The sequence below is a fragment of the Methylosarcina fibrata AML-C10 genome, from assembly GCF_000372865.1.
GTDB lineage: Bacteria > Pseudomonadota > Gammaproteobacteria > Methylococcales > Methylomonadaceae > Methylosarcina > Methylosarcina fibrata.
In genome coordinates this window covers 1975580-1999119 of record NZ_KB889965.1, presented here as the reverse complement: position 1 = coordinate 1999119, position 23540 = coordinate 1975580, and the positions used below count along the sequence as shown (strand labels likewise).

21 protein-coding genes are annotated in these 23540 nt (G+C 55.8%); 4 read left to right on the top strand and 17 right to left on the bottom strand.

From position 1 onward, the window contains the following. Positions 1-163 precede the first annotated feature (163 nt). The 11 genes from A3OW_RS0109465 to A3OW_RS0109410 form a co-directional block, all read right to left on the bottom strand. A complete protein-coding gene (locus tag A3OW_RS0109465; protein ID WP_020563200.1) occupies positions 164-658 on the bottom strand; it encodes a flavin reductase family protein in 495 nt (164 codons plus the stop codon). Then, the gene (gene nadC, locus A3OW_RS0109460; RefSeq protein ID WP_020563199.1) at positions 651-1490 is read right to left on the bottom strand and encodes a carboxylating nicotinate-nucleotide diphosphorylase; all 840 of its coding nucleotides are present in this window, start codon (positions 1488-1490) and stop codon (positions 651-653) included. Before nadC ends, A3OW_RS0109465 begins: the two co-directional genes overlap by 8 nt. A gap of 301 nt (positions 1491-1791) precedes the next feature. Further along, on the bottom strand, positions 1792-3240 hold the full coding sequence (locus A3OW_RS0109455; RefSeq protein WP_020563198.1) for an efflux transporter outer membrane subunit: 1449 nt from the start codon (positions 3238-3240) through the stop codon (positions 1792-1794). Between the two features lie 46 nt (positions 3241-3286). Further along, complete coding sequence (locus A3OW_RS0109450) at positions 3287-4393, bottom strand: ABC transporter permease (protein ID WP_020563197.1); 1107 nt, start codon at positions 4391-4393, stop codon at positions 3287-3289. A gap of 2 nt (positions 4394-4395) precedes the next feature. Continuing rightward, on the bottom strand, positions 4396-5526 hold the full coding sequence (locus tag A3OW_RS0109445; RefSeq protein ID WP_020563196.1) for an ABC transporter permease: 1131 nt from the start codon (positions 5524-5526) through the stop codon (positions 4396-4398). Next, positions 5523-7253, bottom strand: a complete 1731-nt coding sequence (locus tag A3OW_RS0109440) for an ATP-binding cassette domain-containing protein (RefSeq protein WP_020563195.1) — start codon at positions 7251-7253, stop codon at positions 5523-5525. The genes A3OW_RS0109445 and A3OW_RS0109440 overlap by 4 nt, the downstream gene beginning before the upstream one ends. Then, positions 7250-8257, bottom strand: a complete 1008-nt coding sequence (gene hlyD, locus A3OW_RS24615; protein WP_020563194.1) for a secretion protein HlyD — start codon at positions 8255-8257, stop codon at positions 7250-7252. Before hlyD ends, A3OW_RS0109440 begins: the two co-directional genes overlap by 4 nt. After that, positions 8254-8820: a TetR/AcrR family transcriptional regulator gene (locus A3OW_RS0109430; RefSeq protein WP_020563193.1), complete on the bottom strand. Its 567-nt coding sequence runs from the start codon at positions 8818-8820 to the stop codon at positions 8254-8256. The genes hlyD and A3OW_RS0109430 overlap by 4 nt, the downstream gene beginning before the upstream one ends. A gap of 466 nt (positions 8821-9286) precedes the next feature. Beyond that, the gene (locus tag A3OW_RS0109420; protein ID WP_020563191.1) at positions 9287-10363 is read right to left on the bottom strand and encodes an OST-HTH/LOTUS domain-containing protein; all 1077 of its coding nucleotides are present in this window, start codon (positions 10361-10363) and stop codon (positions 9287-9289) included. A 341-nt stretch (positions 10364-10704) separates the two neighbouring features. Beyond that, positions 10705-11808 carry a lytic murein transglycosylase gene (locus A3OW_RS0109415; RefSeq protein ID WP_020563190.1) on the bottom strand — a complete coding sequence of 368 codons (1104 nt, stop codon included), beginning with the start codon at positions 11806-11808 and terminating at the stop codon, positions 10705-10707. A gap of 17 nt (positions 11809-11825) precedes the next feature. After that, positions 11826-13877 (bottom strand): DUF1631 family protein, encoded by a 2052-nt coding sequence (locus A3OW_RS0109410; protein ID WP_020563189.1) that lies wholly within the window; start codon positions 13875-13877, stop codon positions 11826-11828. 174 nt (positions 13878-14051) lie between these two features. Here A3OW_RS0109410 and ampD point away from each other — a divergent pair, with 174 nt between their 5' ends. Beyond that, positions 14052-14609, top strand: coding sequence for a 1,6-anhydro-N-acetylmuramyl-L-alanine amidase AmpD (gene ampD / locus A3OW_RS0109405; RefSeq protein ID WP_020563188.1), 558 nt, complete (start codon positions 14052-14054; stop codon positions 14607-14609). Positions 14610-14685: 76 nt separating this feature from the next. On the opposite strand, the gene lspA is transcribed toward ampD, so the two are convergent. The 5 genes from lspA to A3OW_RS27060 all read right to left on the bottom strand — a co-directional run bounded on the left by lspA (position 14686) and on the right by A3OW_RS27060 (position 20923). Next, positions 14686-15162, bottom strand: coding sequence for a signal peptidase II (gene lspA / locus A3OW_RS0109400; RefSeq protein WP_020563187.1), 477 nt, complete (start codon positions 15160-15162; stop codon positions 14686-14688). Between the two features lie 8 nt (positions 15163-15170). After that, positions 15171-18002, bottom strand: coding sequence for an isoleucine--tRNA ligase (gene ileS, locus A3OW_RS0109395; protein ID WP_020563186.1), 2832 nt, complete (start codon positions 18000-18002; stop codon positions 15171-15173). Then, positions 17999-18940 (bottom strand): bifunctional riboflavin kinase/FAD synthetase, encoded by a 942-nt coding sequence (gene ribF / locus A3OW_RS0109390; protein ID WP_020563185.1) that lies wholly within the window; start codon positions 18938-18940, stop codon positions 17999-18001. The genes ileS and ribF overlap by 4 nt, the downstream gene beginning before the upstream one ends. A 354-nt stretch (positions 18941-19294) precedes the next feature. Further along, a complete protein-coding gene (locus tag A3OW_RS0109385) occupies positions 19295-19588 on the bottom strand; it encodes a hypothetical protein (RefSeq protein WP_020563183.1) in 294 nt (97 codons plus the stop codon). Positions 19589-19809: 221 nt separating this feature from the next. After that, positions 19810-20923 (bottom strand): IS630 family transposase gene (locus A3OW_RS27060; protein ID WP_085984322.1). Its coding sequence is split into 2 segments (ribosomal slippage): positions 19810-20497 and positions 20496-20923, totalling 1116 coding nucleotides; the frame shifts between segments, so codons are not numbered across the junction. A gap of 156 nt (positions 20924-21079) precedes the next feature. Between A3OW_RS27060 and A3OW_RS0109370 the strand changes: the two genes are divergently transcribed. Beyond that, positions 21080-22000, top strand: a complete 921-nt coding sequence (locus A3OW_RS0109370; protein ID WP_020563182.1) for an SPFH domain-containing protein — start codon at positions 21080-21082, stop codon at positions 21998-22000. Between the two features lie 3 nt (positions 22001-22003). After that, positions 22004-22468, top strand: a complete 465-nt coding sequence (locus A3OW_RS0109365; protein ID WP_020563181.1) for an NfeD family protein — start codon at positions 22004-22006, stop codon at positions 22466-22468. Positions 22469-22514: 46 nt separating this feature from the next. On the opposite strand, the gene A3OW_RS27780 is transcribed toward A3OW_RS0109365, so the two are convergent. Then, positions 22515-22802 carry a hypothetical protein gene (locus A3OW_RS27780; protein WP_157385863.1) on the bottom strand — a complete coding sequence of 96 codons (288 nt, stop codon included), beginning with the start codon at positions 22800-22802 and terminating at the stop codon, positions 22515-22517. A gap of 65 nt (positions 22803-22867) precedes the next feature. Between A3OW_RS27780 and A3OW_RS0109355 the strand changes: the two genes are divergently transcribed. Continuing rightward, positions 22868-23443: a hypothetical protein gene (locus A3OW_RS0109355; protein ID WP_020563179.1), complete on the top strand. Its 576-nt coding sequence runs from the start codon at positions 22868-22870 to the stop codon at positions 23441-23443. Positions 23444-23540: the final 97 nt, after the last annotated feature.

Here is a 23540-nt window from a genome sequence, read left to right as displayed (position 1 = left end):
GAATGTTGGAGCGTTTTATATTGAGAGTAGGAGTGAATTTAGTTGAGGATGGTTAATCGTGGCAGAGCGATGCCCGCGCCGCGATCAAGATTCAAGCCGAGGAAGGCGCCGCTTCTATAAAGAACTTTTAACTGCCGGGACTTCAAAAAGCGGAAGAGGAATTTCAGGTTGTTCCGGAAGCATCATAAAGCCGGCTGCTGCCGTCCATGTCCCCGGTCTGGCTGTAAAGTAAAGGCTTGCCGAGATTCAGTTCGGCCGCAGCCACCACCTTGCATACGACAATCCGGTGATCGCCGGCGTCGGTATCATGGCTGACTTCGCAGTCGAAATAAGCCAGACTGTCCTGCAGTATCGGCGCGCCGGTTTCAGCGCTGAGCCACTGAAAGCCGGCCATTTTATCCCGGCCCGAACGGCCGAAATGCTCGGCGATTGCGTATTGTTCCCGGCTGAGGACATTGACCGTGCAAATACCGCCGTTCTTGAGCAGGCGGTAGGAATAATGCTCGGGATTGATGCTGATCGCCAGCAGCAGAGGGTCGAAAGAGACCTGCATGACCCAGGCGGCGGTAAAGGCGTTGCGAAGTTCTCCGTCGCGGACGCCGACGACGTAGACGCCGTGACTGATCAACTTGAATAGGCGGTCGGCATTTTCAATCATCGAAATGGACCAGTTTGATGCGCATCGATAAATCGACCGCCTTGATATTTTTTGTCAAGGCGCCGATGGAAATAAAGTCGACGCCGGTTTCGGCGATCTCCCGAATGTTCTCAAGACCGATGTTGCCGGAAGCTTCCAGTTCGACCCGGCCGCCCGCCGTTTCTACCGCGGTGCGCAGATCTTCCAGGCTGAAATTATCGAGCATGATCCGGTCAGGCTTGGCCGCGATCGCTTCGGCGAGTTGAGCCAGGGATTCCACCTCCACTTCCACGGGAACGCCGGACAATTGCCGCGCCGTGCGGATGGCCGCCCCGATGGAGCCGGCCGCCATGATATGGTTCTCCTTAATCAGTACGCCGTCGTACAGGCCGAGCCGATGGTTGTAACAACCGCCGCAGGCGACCGCGTATTTTTGCGCCCGCCGAAGGCCCGGCAAGGTCTTGCGCGTGTCGAGCACCTTGCACCCCGTGCCGGCCACAGCCTCGCTGTATCGCCGGGCGATAGTCGCGGTGGCGGACAGGGTTTGCAGCCAGTTCAGCGCGGTGCGTTCTCCGGTCAATAACGGCCGCGCCGGCCCCGTCAATTTGCAGAGCGTGGCGTTCGCCGCGACGCTTGCACCTTCGGCGGCCAGCCAGTCGATCCGGATCTCGGCGGAAAGCTTTTTGAATACGGCATTAAACCAGGGCTGGCCGCAAAGTACCATGGCTTCGCGCGTGATCACTTCCGCTTCGGCACGGACCGGCTCGGGAATGATTGCGGCCGTGACGTCGCCGCCGCAGAGATCTTCTTCAATAAACGTTTCGAGGTAGTCCGGATTGTAATCGGGGATCATTGGGATAGAGTCGTCATGGTTTCGGTCGAGATGGGACGGAAAAGGATGCGTCTCTTCCCGTCGGAGTGCAGTGTAATTAAATTTTCGGCATTTTGCCATTTTTTAAGCTGAAATAGTCCCCACAGACAGGTTGAAATCTCCCGGTCTGCGAGCTCTCCGGCACGTTCTTCTCAATGCCCGGCCTGACCGACATGAGGGACAAGCCCTAACGCACCGGAACAAGCAATAGCCGGCACGGTTACAAGTAAAGGTTTCCCGTCCGGGATGGCGGGCAGCCGATACGATGCGGATCCGATTGAATTTACTTTGTCCCGAGACGTTGGACGCTGTCCGTGTCCCAGCCGCCGCCAAGCGCTTTGTAGAGAGCAACCAGATTTAACGTGACCGCACGTTCACTGCGCACCCATTCGTCCTGGGATCGGTACAAGGTGCGTTGCGCGTCGAGTAAGTCGAGATAGCCGGCCCAACCTTTGTCGTAGCGCTGGCCGGCGAGCTCGACGGCCGCGCGGTTCGCATTAACTTCCTGCTCCAGTAACCGGTAGTGTTCCTGCTCGTTGGCATAGGCTACCAGCGCGGTCTCGACCTCTTCAAATGAGGCGAGGACGGTCTTTTGATAATTCAGCAAAGCCTGATCTTGAACTTCTGTCTGAGCCCGAATATCGGCAAGCACGCGTCCGGCGTCAAAAATCCGCCATTGCACGGTCGGACCGATGGACCACGTGCGGCTGCTCGGGAGAAAGAAGTCGCTGGCGCTGATGCTGATGGTCCCTACCGACCCGGTGAGTGAGAACTTCGGGAACAGGTCGGCTTTCACCTGGCCGATACGGGCCGTCTCGGCGGCAAGTAAGTGCTCGGCCCGTAACACGTCCGGTCGGCGAAGAAGGAGGTCGGACGGCAATCCGACCGGAACTTGGGGCGGTGGTGCCGGAATGGAGCCCGCCACAGACAGTTCCGCAATCAAGGTGCCGGGATTTTGCGCAAGAAGCACGCTCAGGCGATGAATCGACGATCGGATCGAGACCTCGATTTCAGGCGCTTGCGATTGGATGTCCGCGAGCAGCGCAAGTGCACGCTGCAGCTCCAGTCCCGCCGCTAATCCGTGATCCACGCGGTTCCGGGTGATTTTTACCGCTTCTTTCTGGGCTTCAATCTGTTCCTGGAGAATGGCCCGCTGCCGCTGGGCGCCCCGGATCAGTGCGTAATTCCGCGCCACCTCGGACAGCAACGTGACCAGCACGTCGCGCCGGCCGTATTCCATCGCCGCTAACTCGGCCGTTGCGGCCTCGACCGCGCGGCGTTTACCGCCAAAGAGATCGATCTCCCAGGCCGCGTCGAATCCCGCTTTGTAAACATTATTCTCAAAGGGTATGTTGGCCGAATTCGGCAGCGATCCGAGAATCGGCTGGTTTTTGCTTTGTTTTTGCCGGGAATAGGAAGCGGAAGCGCTCACCGTCGGCCAGTAGTCCGCTTCGGCGAAGTCCTGTTGGGCCCGGGCCTGACGTACGCGGGCCCCGGCGATGCGCAGGTCGAGATTGGCCGTTACCGCTCGTTTGATCAAGGAGTCCAGTTCGGCGTCGTGAAAGAGTTTCCACCAGTCGTCCACCGGATCATTTTGGCCGGTGCTGCGGCCGGAAAGGGTGACGTTCCATTGCGCGGGCGTTTGGGTAACGGGGCGGCGATAGTCGGGGCCGACGGTGCATCCGGTAGCCAGGAGCAGAAACAGGGCGGAGATCACGGTTTTTGTTTTCATGGAATATCCGTCGGAGAGGTAATTGTGCATAGGCTGGACTTCAGCTTCATGCCAGGCGCTTGCGGAACAACCAATTGGCCGCACCCAGTGTCGCGATGGCGATGATCAGCAGCGGATACAGGCTGTGCAGCAGTACGACAGGGCCGATGTCCTTGAGAAAAAGCCCCTTGACGATGACGATGAAATGGCGCATCGGATTGATCCAGTCCAGGTATTGCAGCCAGCTCGGCATGTTATCGATCGGCGAGGCATAGCCGGACAGCAGAACGGCCGGCATCATGAAACTGAAAACTCCGAGAAAGGCTTGCTGCTGCGTGGCGCAAACGGACGAAATCAACAGTCCGAATCCGGCCAGAGCCAGACAGTACAAAATCATGCTGCCGTAAAGGAGCAACAGCGATCCTTCAAACGGCACGCGATAGGCGAAAACGGCTCCCAGCAAAATGATCGTTCCCTGCACGACGGCCACCAGAATGGCCGGAATGATTTTTCCGATCATGATCATTCCGGGCGTCAGCGGCGAAATGAGCAGTTGATCGAGAGTGCCTTGTTCGCGTTCGCGCGCTACCGAGAGCGCCGTGACGATGAGCGCGTTGATCGACGTGATGATGGCGGTCAGGCTGGGCAGTACATGCCAGGTATAATCCAGATTGGGATTGAACCAGTGACGCACGACCAGGAACGACGGCACGTTCTTTTGCCGCGATTCCAATCGTTCGTTGCCGTAGTCGTTGACGATTTGCTGCACGTAGCCGAAGGCGATCTGGCCGCTGTTGGAGCGGCGGCCGTCGAGAATGGCTTGAATCTTCGGAGACCGGCCCGCCGCAATGTCGCGCGAAAAATCCGGCGGAAAACGGATGACGATCAATGCCTGTTGGTTGTCGATGGCGTAGCGCATCTCGGCTTCGCCGTAGAGCATAAGCAGTCGGGTAAAGGCCTGGGCTTGGGAGAAACGCTGCATCAATTCCGTGGGCTCGCGTCCGGAATCTTCGTTGTAAATCGCCAGCGTGTTGTTCTTGACTTCCAGCGTGGCGGCAAAGGGGAACACAGCCAGTTGCAGCAAGACCGGCACGATCAGAATCATGCGGCTTTGCCGGTCTTGCAGCAGCATCTCGAGTTCCTTGATGATGAGCGTCAAAATGCGTGAAAACATGATTACTCCAAACGGCGGCGGGTTTTCAGCGCGGTCAACCCGATAAAGAAGCTGCCTGCAACCACCAGGAATAAGCCGCTGTGCAACAAAACGGGCGAGACGTTGCCGGCCTGGAAAAGCGTCTGGATGGCGGTCACAAAATAGCGGGCCGGTATCAGATAGGTAACGCCTTGAATGACCGCGGGCATGCTGCGGATTTCGAAGAGAAAGCCCGAAAGCATGAGCGCGGGCAGAAAGGCCGCGTTGAGGGCCGCCTGGGCGGCGACGAACTGGTTGCGCAGCACGGTGGAGAGCAGCAGGCCCAAGCCGAGACTGCTCGCCAGAAAGAGCGAGCCGATTCCCCACAAAATCAGCAGCGAACCGCGAAACGGCACGTGCATCATCAAGGCTGCGACTCCGACGCACAGAAACAGCGAAACGATGCCGAGTGCGTAATAGGGCAGCAGCTTGCTCAACAGCAATTCGGTCCGGGTTACCGGCGAGGCCAGCAGCGCTTCCATCGTGCCCCGTTCCCATTCGCGGGCCACCACGAGCGAGGTCAGCAGCGCGCCGATGACCGTCATGATGACGGTAATCGATCCCGGAATCAGAAAATTCCGGCTTTCAGCGGCGGGGTTAAACCAAAAGCGTGGTTCGATGCCGATTCCGGGCGGCGGCGTTTCGCCGCGCTCGCCGGCGCGCTGCTGCATCCAGCCGCTCCAGGCACCGGTCACGTAATTTTGTACGAAGTTGGCCGTGTTGGGTTCCGAGCCGTCCGTCACCACCAGCAACGGCGCCGTATTGGCCGGCTGTTTGAGTTTTTCGGCAAAATCCACCGGCACCACCACAAAGCCTCGTACCCGGCCTTCGGTCAGCGCCTGCTCGGCCTCCGCCTGCGTCTTCGCCGCGTGCACGACGAAGTAGGGCGAGCCGTAAAGATTGTCCGCGAAATGCCTGGCCTCGGGGCTGGCGTCTTCGAGTACCAAGCCGACATTCACGGCGGTCGAGTCGAGGTTGATGCCGTAACCGAAAATGAACAACATTACCACAGGCAGAACGAAGGCGATCAGATTACTGCTGGGATCGCGCAGGATTTGCCAGGTTTCCTTTCGGCAGAGGGCATACAGACGGCGGAGGGAAACGGGCGCTTTCATGTCGAAGCCTCCGAAACATGTTGCTGTACCAGGGCAATGAACGCGTCTTCCATCGACGGATCGGGATTCTGCGGGGATACGGTTTGTTCCTTAAGCCGGTCGGGGGAGCCGGCCGCGATGATTTTGCCGCGAAACACCAACGCGATGCGGTCGCAATATTCGGCTTCGTCCATGAAATGGGTCGTGACCATGACGGTGACGCCCTTGTCGACGAGGCCGTTGATGTGCGTCCAAAATTCACGGCGCGTTACCGGGTCGACGCCGGAGGTCGGCTCGTCCAGAAAGAGAATCGCCGGCTGATGCATGACTGCGCAGGCCAACGCCAGGCGCTGCTTGAAACCGAGCGGAAGGGCATCGGGCGTCGTGCCCAGGAAAGGCTGAAGCCTGAAGACCTCAATCATGTCCGCTATCGCGGTTTTCTGCCGCGCGCCGCGCAATCCGTAAACGCCGGAGAAGAACTTCAGGTTCTGTGCGATCGTGAGATTGCCGTACAGCGAGAATTTCTGCGCCATGTAGCCGAGGCGCTGGCGAGCCTCGCTGGCGCCGGTTTTGAGATCGATGCCCATGACCCGCGCGGTACCCGAGGTAGGCGTCAGCAGTCCGCACATCATCCGGAACGTCGTCGATTTACCGGCGCCGTTCGGTCCGAGCAGGCCGAAGATTTCGCCGCGTTTGACGCTGAAATTCACGTGATCGGTTGCGGTGAAGTCTCCGAAGCGTTTGGTTAACGCCACCGCTTCCACAACGGTACCGTCGTCTCCGGGCACCGGCCGCAGGCGCTGCGCAAGAACCGAATCGCCGCCCGGGCCGCCTCCGAGGGCTTCAATGAATGCATCCTCGAAGCGGGGCGCGACGGGCACGAATTCGGCATCCACCCCGGCGTCGAGTTCCTTGAGGGAGGGAGGATCCGCACCCTGGCGGAGCACCAGACGGACCGCGTGGCCTTGAATGACCCCGTCCATGACCTCGGGCCGGCGCAACGCCCGGGCGAGCAATTGCCGGCGGTTGCCGGTCAGCCGCCGGATTTGCAGGCTTCGATTACGGATTCGGCGGGTAAGGTCGGCGGGCTTTCCGGAGAAGATCAACTGTCCGTCGTTCATCAACAGCACCTCCGCGCATAATTCGGCTTCATCCAGATACGCCGTGCTCCATACGACCGTCAGACCCTGGCCGACGAGTTCATGGACCATTTTCCACAATTCGCGGCGCGAAATCGGATCGACGCCGACGCTCGGTTCGTCCAGCAGCAGCAACCTGGGTCGACCCAACAGTGCGCAGGCCAGGCCGAGCTTTTGTTTCATGCCGCCGGACAGCTTTCCGGCCAGTCGTGTGGTGAATCGGGCCAGATCGGTAAATTCCAGAAGGCGTTTGAAGGTGGCGACGCGTTCTTCACCCGTCAGGCCCCTCAGATCGGCGTGGAATTCAAGATTTTCGACAACGGACAAATCTTCGTAGAGGCCGAATTTTTGCGGCATGTAACCAATGACCGTGCGTAGCTTGTCCGCGTCGCGGATCGGGTCGAGATTATCTACGGAAACGGCGCCGGAAGTCGGTTCGAGCAATCCGGCGATCAGCCGGATGAGCGTCGTCTTGCCGGCCCCGTCGGGTCCTACCAATCCGGTAATCCGACCGGGCCTTAGCGCGGCCGAGACGTTTTCCAGCGCGGGCTTCGTCGAGTGCGGAAAGATTTTCCGGACGGAGTCGAGTATGACCAGGGCATCGTTCATAACGGATTCTGCGTGCCTGGCGCGCTTTCAGCGAGAGTGACTGTGACCGGCATGCCCTGGCGCAGCCTTTCATCGGGATTCTCGACGACGATGCGTAATCGGTAGACGAGCGCCGTGCGCAGTTCCGCCGTTTCCACGGTCTTCGGCGTAAATTCGGCGCGCGGAGAAATGTAGCCGATCCGGCCCTGATAAGGTTTGCCGACAAGGGAGTCGGTCCGGATCTCGACCTTCATGCCCGGATGGATGCGGCCCAGGTCGGGCTCATGAATGTAGGCGCGAACCCAAACCGGATGCACCAGGGAAAGCGTGAAAACCGGCGAGCCCGCTTGCAGGATGGCGCCGGCCTCTTGCGCCCGGGTGAGAATGACACCGTCGGATGGCGCGGTCAATACCGTATCCTTCAATTGCAGACGGGCGGTGGCCAGTGCCGCTTCCGTTTGCGCAAGATCGGCTTTGGCCTGGGTAATGTCTTCGATTCGAAATCCGGCTTCGAGAAGCGCCAGGTTGTCGCGCGCGGCTTTGAGTCTAGCCCGGGCCTCCTTGCGGCCGGCCTCGGCGTTGTCGCGTTCCTGGGTCGAGACCCCTTTGTCGGCCAGCAGTTCCTCGGCCCGCTGGAACAACCGCTCGGCATTGACGGCGGCGGCTTCGCGCTCGCGGACGAGCGACCGGGCTTGCGCGATCTCTTCCGGACGATTGCCGGTTTCGCGCAGCTTCAGTCGCGCCCGCAACGAGTCGACCTGGGCCTCGGCGCCGGCGACCTGGTTGCGATAAGGCTCGTCGTCCAGCCGGGCCATCACCTCGCCTGCTTTGACTTTGTCGCCCTCGTCGTAGAGAAGTTTCGCCAGCTTGCCGGGAACGCGAAAACCGAGGGTGACTTCGCGTATGTCCACGTTGCCGTAAAGTATCGGCGCGGCCTTGTTTTCGCCGCGATACGCGCGATAAGCCCAGCTTGCGCTCGCCACGATGACCAGCAAAACGACGACGGAGAGGAGGATCTTTTTCACAATGGCGCCTCGTCAATGATACGTGTCAGCAACAGTTGCAGCCCCGCCAGGTCCTGCTCGGAGGGATGCAGGATGCCGAAAATCCGCCAAAATTTGAGACCGTCCAGGGCGGCAAGAATCAGCCAACTGCGATCGGCGGGCAGGCCGTCGTCGAGCATGCCTTGATACACGTCTTGAAAGAAGCGCTGCATCGGCTCCAGCATTTTCGGATTGCTGGATACCGCACCCAGCAGCGGGCCGGCCACCCGCTGGAGCCGGGGAAACAGGGAGCCCTCGGTATCCAGCATCATATGCAGCATCGTTCGGGCGTGTCGCCCGCGCCCGGGAGACTCGCCGGCCAAACCGGCGGCAAACCTTTCCTGAACGATGGACGCGATGCGCGATACCATGCCCAGCACGACGGCCTCCTTGGACGGGAAGTGATAAAGAAGCCCGCCCTTGCTGATTCCGGCCCTCGCGGCAACCGCATCCAGGGTCATGGCGCCGACGCCTTGTTCCACGACGACGGCTTCGGCCGCATCGAGCAGGCGTTCGCGGGTATTCGTCTTTTGTATTCGTTTCATGAGGTCATATACTGTACCGTCCGGACGGTATAGTCAATAGCCGAAACGAAAAAAGTAAAAAATGAATTGTTATCTGCGATGTTCTCGCAGGCGATTCAAGGCACAATGGCCGCCGTTTAGATTTGCCGGACAGCGCCTTCGAAAGCGGTTAAGACGGGCGATTACCGGATGGAGAAGGCCGGATTTTTCTTTGTCGGGACCGATGAAAGTTGCGTATTCCGATTGAAAACCGCCGCCGTTCCGATGGATTTTCGTCAGATGGAATATTACATTTCGGCCAAGAGCTGCCGCCGTCCTTTCGACGTCGGCTGACAGCCATAAAATGCATATCGGCCTTTTAATTTAGCCAAAGAAGGCCAGAATAAGCCGATAGGCGTTTCTGGCAATTTAAAATCTTCCGGAAACCTCCCGTTTATCCCGGCCTACATGGCCATTGATTGATTTAGGTGTTTAGAATTAGGCCGGATTAACTTTGTTTTAGCCGGTAACGAATGTCATGAACCTCATCTTTTTTACCTGTCCGCCACTCAAAAAGGTCGGATTCGACCATGAAATCATACAATGATTGGTAGCCCAGCTTTTCAGTGACTTCGGATAACTCGTTAGAACAGGTTGCGTCGATGTGCTTGGCCGTTGAGACTAGCGATGTCCAGTCATCGGTTTTACCGGTTTTATTCGCTGCATCAATGATTGCCTGAATGAGCCGGTAACTGGCGGCATAAGCAAGCGCCGGTTTTGAGCGATAGACCCAACGATAACTCCCATTGCTGAGTTCTTCTTTGGTGATGTCGAAGTATTTCGATGCCTCCATTAAATCAGGCAAAGTTTGATATCCCCATCTATTTTCCAGTTGCTCCATTTCGTCCGGCAATATTTGCCGAATTTGTCGAATGGCCACGCTCAAAAATGTCCAACCATCAGGTCTTGGTTTTTGAACGGAGACGTTTAGTAACAATTGGACAATAGGGCTTTGTTGCAGCAAACCGAGTTCAAACGCCCTTTTACCTTCATCAGAGGAAAGATAAGCCGCGAGTTCTTTGAAGTTTTCAATGACCGATTTCAAATACTCAAACTCGGGTATTAATCGTTCTCTTTGCTGATCCAGGTAATCTCTGATTTCCAAACAGCTATCAATAGATTCCGGATTGAAGCGTGGCAATAAATGATGAATCAAGTCATTCCTGTCATCGACCAATGACTTTAGCTCCCGCTTTTTACTTTCATAAAAATCAGCGTCAGCCTCGATTGAAAACGAAAAAGAAATAGACGGCTCTGCGCTCTCAGCAGTGGGTTTAGGTGAGGAATCGGTTGATTGAAATGTAGTTTCGACGAATTCGCCGACGAGCCTGCCCAGGGTCTTCTTTCTTGTATCAGCGATTTTCTTTTCCTGATTTTTTTGGAATTCGTTCCTGGAGCCAGAAACCTGTCCATATGCGATCAAATGTTTCAACATGAGCTCTATTTTCTGAAAATTGACCAAATTCCTGCCAATTTTCTGGAATACTTCGTCTCTGATGGCCGAAAGATCCTGATTTGCATTCATGTTCTGTTTCTAAGTTTTTTAACGCAATAGACTCGGATCTTGCAATCACGCAGTATTAATAGCCTGACGGACCGTTTAGCACTCCGTTGCTGACGGGCTTTTCAAAACGTCTAAGTCTGCTACGAATGGAATCCCGACAGCCAGGACGGCAGCCTAATCTTATCGAAAATGGTAGCCGTTGGGTGTCTGGAATCAGTGGCCGATTATGGATCGGAACAAGCGGCGGGTTTCAATCAAAACGAGTTCACCGGACGAAATCGGCGGCGACATGGCCTTGCATCGAATGGCGCGATCCGGCGCCGCCTCTCCCGTTGGACAAAGAACTGCTTAACGATCGGCAATCATTGCCGAAGAGCCATTTGCCCCGAGTTGAAAACCCGGTGTTTGATGGCCTGGGCCAGTTGATGCACCGCCATCGCGTATTTATTGCTGTTATTGTAGCTTTTGATGACTTTGAAATTGGGATAAACATGCCAGTATTCATTGCCGCCGTAGGTGCTCAGCTCAATGACGGACGGGGAGTGGGCGCTGTTGGACGGTCTGGCCACCGGGCTGTTGAATTGCCAGCCGCTCCGCGCGAAATAATGGGCGACACTGCCGATCGCGTCGTGTTCGTGCCAGAGATCGCGGCGTCCGTCGTGATTGAAATCCACCGCCAGGCGCCGGAAACTGCTCGGCATGAACTGGCCGAGTCCCATGGCGCCGGCCCAGGAGCCCACCGGCTGCCGGGGATCCAGGCCTTCTTCGCGCGTCATCAATAAAAAGTTTTCCAGTTCCGAAGTGAAAAATTTGGAGCGCCGATGGGTGTCGAATGCCAAAGTCGTCAAGGAATCGAAGATGCAGGTTTTTCCGATATTGCGCCCGAAATAGGTTTCGACGCCGATAATGCCGACGATGTATTCGGGATCGACGCCATACTGGACGCTGGCTTTCTGGATGGCGGCGGCGTTGTTGCGCCAAAAATTCGCCCCGTGCTCGATATGGTCCTCGGTAAGGAATTTATTTCGGTAACGGGTCCAACTGCCGGGTTTCGACGGTCCGTACGAAGGCGCGGGAGTTTCCAGGCGAATCACCGATTCCAGCCGATGGGCGTTGGAAAACAGCCCGATCAGATAGCTTTCCGAGAAGCCGTGTCTTTGCACCATGTACCGGACGAAATTTCTTACCGACGGGTAACCGGCGTAAGGGCCGCTGAGGTAGGACGTCGAATAACCGGGCAACGCATTGCCCGGAGACGGCGTCACCGGGTAAGAGGACGCAGCGGACGGCAACGAGGGATTGGCTGCAATGGATGATACCGAAGGTGCAGTCGCCGTAGGCTTGTAAGTACGGTGAGAGTCGACGCGATAGGGTTTCTTGTGATTGCTGGCACATCCTGAGGCCAGACCGGCCAGGGCCAGTACGAGAATCGGTTTCAAAAGGTCGACGGTCACTAATTTCTTCATCGGGGGTGGTTATTTCTTTAATGGGGTAGGGTGGTCTGCAAGGCAGATAACGCAGAGAGCATGCGGCCTGTGATCGACCGGCTGTCGACCGATAAGGGAGCGGCCTGTCCCAGCCTGACTTGTTTCGCCAAATACTCTGTCTCGATCTGCACTATTTTTTCACCATTCTTGCCGACAAACAACAGGTTTTCGTTATTGTGGCCGATCCTTGCCAATCTGCCCCATTGTTTTTCGCTGCTTCCGTCGAACAGGTACCAGTCGCCTATTCGGAGCAATATAAGGCAAGGATTGGATGAACCGGATTGTTTTTCGGATTCTGCGTCAATTTTTCCGGTATCGTCCGTTTCTTCATTCGCGGCGCCGGCTTCCGGCGTTTTCGTGTCTTTTTTATCCATCGCCAGGATTTGCAGCACGGCCAGTTCCTTAAAAAACCGGGACTGAGCCTCTCTATTATAGGAGATTAAAGTCAGGCCGCTACGTAAACATTTAATCATCCTCGGAATAAATTTCAGAATGCGTTTTCTTTCTGCGTCGTCGATGGGTGGGGTAACACTAACAATCAGTTGATTCATCGCCTTGACCGACTTTTCCCAGGATTCAGGCTGACGATGCCGGGTCAGATAGGCTTGCACCATTACGGGATGCCAGACATTGTGTAGAAAATCGGTAACGGTCGGCGGCAGCGATTGGTTCCTTACGGCGTCGGCTACGACCTCGGCCACTGCTTTACGGGCCGAGAACAGCGTTTCATAGTCCATCATCGCCCGGATGGCATTGTCTTCACGCACTCTGCTGTTTTCCCGGTATTTTTCGATAAACTGCGAAAATTCTTCCGCCGCACTCGCCCAGCCGGAGAGATCGAATCCGGTCTTGCTAAAGAGGCTGTTTGCCGTTTCGATGATGTGCTGCCGGACGGAACAGTCGGACTCGTGCTCGAAGTTCAAAAACAGGCCGGCTTCGATCAGTTGGTCGAGAAAGGAGCGAAGCGGGTGGTTTGCATCGGTGAATACGCCGTACCGGCCCAGGCAGACGGCCGCCAAGGGGATTTCCAACTGGGCGAGAGTGGATTTTATCGAATCGGACAGGAACGGATGGGCGTCGATTTCGGAGAATATAAAAGAGATCAGATCGAGCACGTCCTCATCGTTTTGCGTGAGGGTTTTGGCTTCGTCGCTGAAGTTGAGCTCGTCGAGCCGGGCAAGGACTTGTCTTTTTATCGGGAGCCCCTCGGCCGCCGCAAAGCCGCCCGTGGTCAGGTTAAACTGGTTCAAGACCTGAAGCGCGTTTGTTATCTCGAAATGTTCGTAAAAAAGTTCGTTCTTACTGTTTAATGGGTCGAAGCCGGGAGGGGCGCCGTGAGTGCGCCAGTGCGCCAGTTTTAACTGTAATTGCCGAAATTCCTGATCGATCGGTTGCAAAGGAGCCGCTTCCGGGAGCGGGCAATTGCCGGCTTCCTGGTTTTTTTCTATGGGCTCGACGCCCTGTTGAAGATTCGATTCGCAGTGTTTGATCAGTTCCTGATAGATAAAACCCATCTGGTTGAAAACAAGCGTTTCAAACGCTCTGTACAACGCGATCCGCTGCCGTGCATTGAATCGAAGCGGTTGGGTGACGGCCAGGAGCAGCCGGATCAGATTTTCCGGAGCCACCGGATTCTGGCGGCCTGCGGCGGCCGATTTTTCCGATAAAACGGCCATCAGGTGATTCAGGCGGGTGAGTTGTTCATGATGGATTTTTTCACATTCCCGGATGATCAGGTTGGCGGTGTAATTCTCTTGCACATGATCGTCGCTGACCAGCGAAGTTGATTCCAAATGGATCCTTTGCTCCAGCGGTTTTTCTTTTTTTCCGGGCGCCTGATCGAAAACGCCGTTTATTTTGAGGAGATAATTTGCTTTGATTTCGAACCGTATCGAGCGCAGATATTCCTGCGCGTTTTTATGGTATTCTTTGGACAGGGTTTCTCGGCCTCTACTCAAATGCATGCTGAACTCGGGCTCGATCCGCAGGCAGCAGTTGTCGACCAGTTGCTCGAAATAATGAAAAAAAACCGTTTTAAAGGATTCCATAAAATCGGGAGGATTGGGCTTGATCGGACCGATGGGCGAGCAGCGATTTGAAAATGCCGGGATGGACGTTTTTTCAGCATTCTGCTCGATCTTAACGCTTTTTTCGATAAATATTAAGCCAATTCAACAGTAATACTGTGTCCTGTTTCCGATTTTTATCATTTTTTTAAATTCATGTTGATTGAACGGCACTGGCTGACGGAAGCCACCCAAAATCCCTCACCCAATTTCGATGAGCGGCCTGATCCTTCGGACATTTCCCTGCTGGTGATCCACTGCATCAGCCTGCCGCCGGGGGAATTCGATAATCCTTACATCGACCGCTTTTTCTGCAATCGGCTCGACCCCGACGCCCATCCCTATTTCAAAGAAATTGGTCGGATGACCGTTTCCGCCCATCTCGTGATCAAACGCGGCGGCGAGATCGTGCAATACGTCCCGTTCGACCGGCGCGCCTGGCACGCAGGCCAGTCGGTCTACGCCGGGCGGGAGCGGTGCAACGATTTTTCCATCGGCATCGAACTGGAAGGTACTGAACAGACGGACTATACCGACGAACAATACCGGCAGTTGGCGGCGGTGATAAAAGCCTTGCTGGCGGCCTATCCGACTCTGTCCGGCCGGCGAATCGCCGGCCACAGCGACATTGCTCCCGGCCGCAAGACCGATCCGGGGCCGTCGTTCGACTGGAAAAGGCTGTACGATTTACTGGAAGGACCGCCGACGGCGTGATGGATGATAGCGAGGGAAGGCGGCCGAAAAACCCGTTTTCGGCGCTTTGCGGAACGAACGACCGGAAAGGCGGAGTCTACGGCGGGTCTTTCTTCGGCTTGCCCAGGCCGAAAGATTCGGCCAGCATCAAGGCAACGCCTAGGGTAATCGCAGAGTCCGCAATATTAAAGGCGGGCCAATGCCAGCCGCGGTAGTACACGTCCAGAAAATCGATCACGTAGCCGTACACCAGCCGGTCGATCAGATTGCCCACGGCGCCGCCCAATATCAGCGACAAGGCCGCAGCGAGCAGAACCTCGTGTTTTTGCAGCCGGGCCAGCCAGAAAGTGATCACGATGCTGATCGCAATGGCCAGTCCCGCAAAAAACCAGCGTTGCCAGCCGCCGGCCTGGCTCAGAAAACTGAACGCCGCGCCGGTATTGTGAACATAGGTCAGGTTGAAATAAGGCAGGATCCGGATGGACTGGTACAACTGCATGGTGCCGTCCACCGCCAGTTTGGTGCCTTGATCCAGTATCACGGCCAAAAACGATAGCCATAACCATTTCATCATATCGGGGCTCACGCAAATTTTCGGTTTTCGCCATGGCCGTCCACGTTTTCCACGCAGCGTCCGCACAGTTCCGGATGTTCCGGATGTTCGCCCACGTCGTAGCGCTGATGCCAACAGCGGACGCATTTTTTATGTCCGGAAACGACAATTTTTATTTTGACTCCATCGACATCGGTCGCCACGGCGTCCTCGGGACAAAATTTTTCCGCCGTCACCGAAGCATTGGAGGTGATGAAGATGAAATGCAGTTCGCCGGCGAGCCGGTTCAAGGCGGAATAATAGTCGTCGTTGCAATACAGTTCGACTTCGGCGTTGAGCGAAGAACCGATGTCGCCTTTGGCGCGGGATTTTTCCAGTTCCTTGCTGACGGCCGTCCGCACCGCCATGACTTTCTGCCAGAGCTCCAGGTTCAGAGGCGAGTCGGGATCGAGCCGGACCAGATCGCGGTACCAGGTTTCCAGAAAGACCGATTCGCTGCGCCGGCCCGGCAGGTATTGCCAGATCTCGTCGGCGGTATAACTGATGATCGGCGCCAGCCAGCGCACCAGCGCTTCAAGCACGTGGTACATCGCCGTCTGCGCCGAACGCCGCGCCAGCCCGTCGGCTTTGCCGGTGTATTGCCGGTCCTTGACGATGTCCAGATAAAAGCCGCCCAGATCGATCACGCAAAAATGGTGCACTTTCTGGTAAATGGTCTGGAACTGGTAAGCTGCGTAAGCGGCTTTGACTTCTTCCTGCAACGTGTAAGCCCGATCCATGACCCAGCGGTCCAATGCCAGCAGATCGCTGTTGTCGACCCGATGTTGGGCGGGATCGAAATCGGCCAGGTTCGAGAGCAAAAAGCGAGCGGTATTCCGGAGGCGGCGGTAGCCGTCGGAGGTGCGGCTTAGAATTTCATTCGATACCGCCATTTCGCTCCGGTAATCGGTGGAGGCGACCCACAAGCGCAGCACGTCGGCGCCCAGATCCTTCATTACCGACTGCGGCGCCACCACGTTGCCTTTCGACTTGGACATTTTTTTGCCTTCGGCGTCGACGGTAAAGCCGTGAGTCAACACCGCCTTGTAGGGCGCGACGTCGTTCATCGCCGTGGACGCCAGCAGCGAAGACTGGAACCAGCCCCGGTGCTGGTCGGAGCCTTCCAGATACAAATCGGCGGGAAACCGGAGCTGCTCGCGTTTGTCGAGCACGCAGGCGTGCGTTACGCCCGAATCGAACCAGACGTCCAGAGTATCGGTCGATTTTTGATAATGAGCCGCATCGTCTCCGAGCAGCTCGGCGGCATCGAGCGCGAACCAGGCCTCTATCCCTTTTTCTTCAATGCGCCGGGCGATCGGCTCGATGAGTTCGACCGTGCGCGGATGCGGTTCGCCCGTTTCCTTATGCAGAAAAAACGTGATCGGCACGCCCCAGGTGCGCTGCCGGGAAATGCACCAGTCGGGCCGGCCCGTCAGCATGCTTTCGATTCTGGCCTGGCCCCAGTCGGGAATCCAGGTTACTCGTTTGACTTCATTCAGGGCTTGCTCGCGCAAGCCGTTCTTATCCATGGAAATGAACCATTGCGAGGTGGCCCTGAAAATGATCGGGGTTTTATGCCGCCAGCAGTGCGGATAACTGTGCAGAATCGCATGATGGTGGAGCAGTTTGCCGCTCTCTTCCAGAACCTCCAGGACGTGGGCGTTGGCCTTGAACACGTGCTCGCCGGCGAACAGCTCGGTGTTCGGCAGGAACACGCCGTCGGGGCCGACCGGATTGTCTACCGGCAAACCGTATTTCATGCCGACGATGTAATCGTCCTGGCCGTGACCGGGCGCGGTATGGACGGCGCCGGTGCCCGATTCCGTGGTGACGTGGTCGCCCAGAATGATGGGCACGGCGCGCTCATAGAACGGATGTTGCAGTCGCTGATGCTCCAGCGCGCAACCCTTGCAGTAAGCGATCACGTGATAATGTTCGATGTCGTAACGCGCCATGGCGTCTTTCAGCAGGGCTTCGGCAATGACCAGGCGTTCCTTGCGGCCTTCTTTTTCGCATTGGACGACGGCATAGTCCAGCTCGGGGTTTAACGCAACGCCCCGGTTGGCCGGCAAGGTCCATGGGGTTGTCGTCCAGATGACCACCGACAACGGGCCTTCGCCTTCGTGGCCTTCGATGTGATGGCAGCCGGCCAGGAAGGCGGCTTCGTCGGCGACCTGAAAACGGACGTCGATGGCCGGCGAATGTTTGTCTTCGTATTCGACTTCGGCTTCGGCCAGGGCGGAGCCGCAATCGGTGCACCAATGGACCGGTTTGGCGCCCTGGACGATATGCCCTTTCGCGGCGATTTTGCCCAAAGCGCGGACGATGTCGGCTTCAAAAGCGTAATCCATGGTCAGGTAGGGGCGATCCCATTCGCCCAACACGCCCAGCCGGATAAAAGCCTCTTTCTGCAGGTTGACCTGCTTGCCGGCGTAGTCGCGGCAGGCCTTGCGAAACACTTCCGGAGAAACCTGCATGCCGGCTTTGCCGATTTTCTTTTCCACCTGCAATTCGATCGGCAGGCCGTGGCAATCCCAGCCGGGAACGTAAGGCGCATCAAAGCCGCTCAAGGTTTTGGACTTGACGATAAAATCCTTCAGGACTTTATTGACGGCATGACCGATGTGAATTTCGCCGTTGGCGTAGGGAGGGCCGTCGTGCAGGATGAATTTGGGCCTGCCGGCAAAAGCTTCCCTGATTTTTTCATATAAGCCGGCTTCGTTCCATTTTTTCAGCCGTTCCGGTTCGCGCTGCGCCAGATTGCCTTTCATCGGGAACGAAGTATTGGGTAAATTGAGTGTTTTCTTATAGTCCATGGTCATACGTTTTTTAAATCGGCAAAAATCTTCTTGGTTTGAGCTACATCTTTTTCGATCTGGGTTTTCAGCAGTGCCAACGAGGTAAAACGCATTTCGTCCCGGATTTTTTGCTTGAAATGCACTTCCACGTAATGCCCGTATATTTCTTCGTCAAAATCAAACAGATGGGTTTCCAGAATCACCTTGGAGCCGCCGTCGACGGTAGGCCGAGTGCCTACGTTGGCGATTCCGTGGATTGCCCGGCTGTCTATTCCCGTCATGATCACGGCGAACACGCCGTGGATCGGCGTATTTTTCCTCAACAGCTTGATGTTGGCGGTCGGATAGCCCAGCGTCCTGCCCCGTTTTTCGCCATGCGCCACCCGTCCGCACACCGAATAGCTGTGGCCGAGCAGCCGTTCGGCCAGAGCCAGATCGCCTTCGCTCAAGGCATCCCGGATTTTGGTGCTGCTGACTCTCAGATCGGCTAACTGGAAGGAGCCGGTGTCTTCCACGGTAAACCCCAGCAGCTTGCCCTTTTCCTTGAGCATCGCGAAATTGCCTCGCCTGGCCTTGCCGAAGTGAAAATCGTCACCGATTACCAGATGCCTTACGTTCAATTTTTTGATCAGGATGTCGTTAATGAACTGTTCGGCTTCGCAATTGGCCAGATACCGGTTAAACCGCACAATGACCAGATGATCCACCGGCAGGGCGGAGAAGGCGAGGACTTTCTCGCGCAAGCGCATCAGCCGGGAGGGTGCGTTGTCTTCCAGGAAATATTCCAGAGGCTGCGGTTCGAAAATCATCGCCACGGCCGGGCAGCCGAGTTCCTTGCTCCGCTCGGACAGTTTTTTTATGACTTCCCTATGGCCTAAATGCACGCCGTCGAAATTGCCGATGGTGAGCACGCACCCGTTTTTAAACGGCTCCAGTTGAGAGAGTCCTCTAATTAAACGCATGAATCTCGATGAATTCAAAAATCCTGAATTCTATCATGATTAATGCCCGAATGCCCTAGCCGGATCGCTGTGTCAAGTAGAGGAAGGAGAAAAAACGGGCGGCGGCTCATAAATCATGCCCATGGGCTCCGGGACAAGCTCCGCAGTCCCTTGCGAAACCACCCGGCAACCGGAGAAAGCCGAGAATGCCGGCTGCCCCGTTTATGCTTCAAACTGTAGGATCGGCATTCATTCCAGATCGGAGCGAGACGAAGGATCGTTCGGTAATTTTCGCTATCCTCCGCCTTGGCGCCAGTCGGATGAAGAAGTGAAAAATTTGGATCGAACAGCCTGGCCGGCGCTTGGCCGAAAAGTTTATTTGGCGGCCGGCGGAGCATCGGGCGTCGGTACCGGAACGGGTGCCGTGGCCGGGGCGGGCATCACTTTGGCGGGCGCGCTTTTCGCGCTGTTCAAAAGTTTTTCTTCTTTTTCCCGTTTAAGCCCTTCGCCGTACATCGTGATCGTAATCATGATCAGGATCGGCGTGATCATCAGAATGGTGAAACGGGTGGGCTCCTTCATGAAAAACAAAGGCCATTTAGGTTTGATCATGCCGATGATGAAAAACAGAATCGTGATGATGCCGAGATTGATTGCGTAAAAAACCATTTCGTTTACCTATTAAACAGTTACCAAGGATAATCGGCTATTATTATAGGTCGGGCGGTTTAATGCAACAGGCGGCCGTCCGATCGGAAGAGGATAATCATCGGCGGATTTTTCAAAAGTCAATGCCTCCGGGAATACGGTTATCTCGCCCGGTAACGGGGAATTGTTCCAAGGAGATAATTGGCAGGAAAATAAGATGGGCTCTCATGAGTAGTAGTCAGTCACGAAGAAACACAAGGATACAGGCGAGCCAGTTTACGTCGTGCCTGTTGCGTCGTAAATCGCCAATTGACGGGCGTCGCCTTGGTGTTGCGCGGTAGGATATTGGCTTCGACCTCACGCCGGAGGCTCTCTGTGTCCGGTATCCGCTGTGATAAACACATGTTCGACAAGACGGCCAGTTCGATCTCAGCGATGTTTAGCCAACTGCCATGCTTGGGCGTGTAGTGGAACTCCAGCCGTCGCGCCAATTCACGGGCTTGCTCTGCTGGAAAGGCTTCATACAAAGACGCCATTTTATGGGTATTCAGATTGTCCAGCACCACCCGGATCACCGCCGCGTCCGGATAAAGTTCAGCGATATGCTTCATGCTGTGCGCGAATTCGATTTTGGTCCGCCGCGCGGTGATGTCCACCTGCCGAAAACCGCGTTTAGGTTCGCAGATCATCATCAAATCGCAGACGCCTTTCCGTTCATAGCCGGTGTCATAGCGGGCCGGTTGACCGGGCTCAGGCGGGAGAGGTTGGCGGACTTCCGCAATGAGTTGCTTCGGACTTTCGTCGAAACACACAACCGGGCGCAACGGATCGTAGGGTTCTTCATAAAGGTCCAGCACGTCTTCCATCGCCGCGACAAATTCAGCACTCACCTCGGGAATGCACCACTCTTGCTTCTGCCAGGGTTTGAGAGTGTTTTTTTAAAAGCTGACGGATGGTTTCATAGCTGCAACGGTCGGCATACGCTAATTCCACCACTTTGTCCGCCAACAACCGCAAGGTCCAGTGATCATGCCCTGTCGGCGCCTCACTACAAGCCAAGGCGATAATATGGGCGGCCTGCTTCTCCGTCAGTTTTGGGGCACGTCCTGGACGGGGGCGTTCTTTCAGGGCGGCTTCCGGGCCTTCTTCCACACACCGTTGGCGCGTCGTCAACACCATTGATTCCGAGACACCCAAAGCTTGGATAATGTCTTTATCCTGAATACCCGCTGCCGCTTTTAATAAAATTCGCGCGCGTGTCAGATGGCGTGCCGCGGCTTTTCCTTTGTTGATCATGGCTTCCAAGCCACGCTTTTCGTCTTCAGTCAGATTGACTTTGTATTTAAGAGCTGGCATTGCTTGACCTCAATCAGTAACCATCAATGCCACTATAGAGTGACTTACAAGCCCAATATATCCTTTTGATTTAAATTGACTGACTAGTAGTTTGGAGCTATCCTGAAAAATAGTTTTTCATGGATAGTATCTTGATTGAAAATTCTGGAGAATAAAATGGGTGGTTTTGGTTTGTTCGTGTTGGTGTTGCTGGTGTTGGCCGTGTTGATCGTGTTTTTGGCCGTCAAATCGGTCCCTCAGGGAATGGAGTATACGGTCGAACGATTCGGCCGATACACCAATACCCTCACTCCGGGGCTGAACATCATCGTCCCGGTGATCGATCGCATCGGGCATAAAATGATCATGATGGAGCAGGTGATGGACGTGCCTTCGCAAAAAGTCATCACCAAGGATAACGCCATGGTGACGGTCGACGGCGTCGTTTTTTATCAGATCATGGATGCGGCCAAGGCGGCTTATGAAGTCAGCAAGCTGGACTGGGCCATTCTCAATCTGGTGATGACCAATATCCGGACCGTCATGGGCTCGATGGATCTGGACGAATTATTGTCGCGTCGGGACGACATTAACGCCCGGTTGCTGGTGGTGGTGGACGATGCCACGACGCCGTGGGGCATCAAGGTCACCCGGATCGAAATCAAGGACATCGCGCCGCCGGACGAGCTGGTCGAAGCCATGGGCCGGCAAATGAAGGCGGAACGGCTGAAACGCGCCTCGATTCTGGAAGCGGAAGGTTTGAGACAATCCGAAATCTTGCGCGCGGAAGGCGCTCAACAGGCGACGATTCTGGAAGCGGAAGGCCGCAAGGAAGCCGCTTACCGCGATGCCGACGCCCGGGAGCGGATGGCGCAGGCCGAAGCCAGGGCCACGCTCATGGTATCGGAGTCGATCAGCAAGGGCGACATCCAGGCGATCAATTATTTCGTTGCGCAAAAATACATCGAGGCGCTCCAGCACATCGCCGCCGCCGAAAACGGCAAACTGATCTTCATGCCGCTGGAATCCTCCAACGTCATCGGCGCTTTGGGCGGAATTGCCGAACTGGCGAAAGAAGCAATGAATAAAAAAGGATAAGCCATGACCGCAGCCGACGTTGTCTTCTGGTACTGGTGGGTATTGGCCGCCCTGTTGCTGATTATCGAATTACTGGCGCCCGGTTTTTTCTTTTTGTGGATGGCGGCATCGGCTTTCGTCACCGGCTGTCTGCTCCTGCTGATGCCCGCCGTCAGTCTGAATGCCCAGATCGTGGTGTTTTCCGTGCTTTCGGTCATCGCCATCGCCGTGTGGAAATTTTATGTCGGCCGGCATCCGATCGAATCGGATCATCCTCTCCTGAACAAGCGGGGCGCCCAGTATATCGACCGGGTTTTTAACCTGTACGAAGCCATCGAAAACGGTCAGGGCAAAATCAAGGTGGACGATACCATCTGGAAAGTGGAAGGCGAGGATTGCGGGCTCGAGACCAAGGTCAAGGTGATCGGAGTCAAAGGCACGGTGTTTTCGGTGAAAAAATGGCCGTCCGCCGACCGGGAAAAACACTAACGAACGAAGATCCGGGCAGGAGAGCCATCGCTGCCGGAAAACATTTTTATTCTCTCCTAATAAAAGGCCCGGAAACCCGGGCCTTTTGCTTTTTCGCGGCAGTTGTCCGGGCAGCGCGGTTGCGCCGGGCGAGAAAGCTTCTGATTTCATAAGTTCGGTATCCGGCCGCAAAAATTCCCTGCTTTTGGCCCTTTCCGCCGCGATTTTTTCTTTCCATTGAAATGCTCTTACCTCCGGCCTCCATTCTGTGTGCGGGGAAAACAGCATTCTGCCGTCGACGCAGCGGTAAATTCTCCCAACCGGCTCTTTTTAAATGGCTGCCTTTCAAAAACAATTTGCATCGCCTGCTGAACGATATATAATATCGACTCGATACTAATAACTTATTGGAGAACCAATATGAAAAAAATTATTAAAATATCAACCGTTGCTTCAGCCGTCGCTTTCACTTTGGCAAGCGGCATCGTCAGCGCCGAGTCCGCTGCCGGGTACATGAAAATCAACGAATTAAAAGTGCTTTCGGAAGGCAAGGGCGCCAGCAAAACGTTGGATTTCGAACTCAGAGTCGATGCGCCGATCCCGGTCGACGGAAAATCGGGCGCGTTCGGTTATGCCGCACTGACCGACAGCGGCAATAACATCATGGTGGCGGTGACTCACCTGCCTATCGACGACAGCTCGCATGAAGATCCGGTCACCGGTTTTCATACCCATGTTCTGGATCTGAAAACGCCCACTTCGGCCTGCCAGGGTGCCAGTTTCGAAGTCGATCTGGAAAATTCGGGCAAAAATTCCGCATTCGACTCCGATTACAAATGGAAAGTGGATGGTAACAGAATCACGGTTGATAACGTGCCGGTAGCCGACCTGGGCGACGCCGGCGTGGAAGCCGTCGTTTCCTTTACTTTGAAACCGGTACTGGATGCGAACAACAAACCGACCAACCTGTGCGTCACCGTAGTCGATAAGGCTTAAAGCCTTTCGACCGATGGCTTCCGGCCGGTTTGCCTCGTTCTTCCTCAATGCCGGGGCGGAAGGGCGAAGGGCGGCGGAAACGCCGCCCGACTCTCCT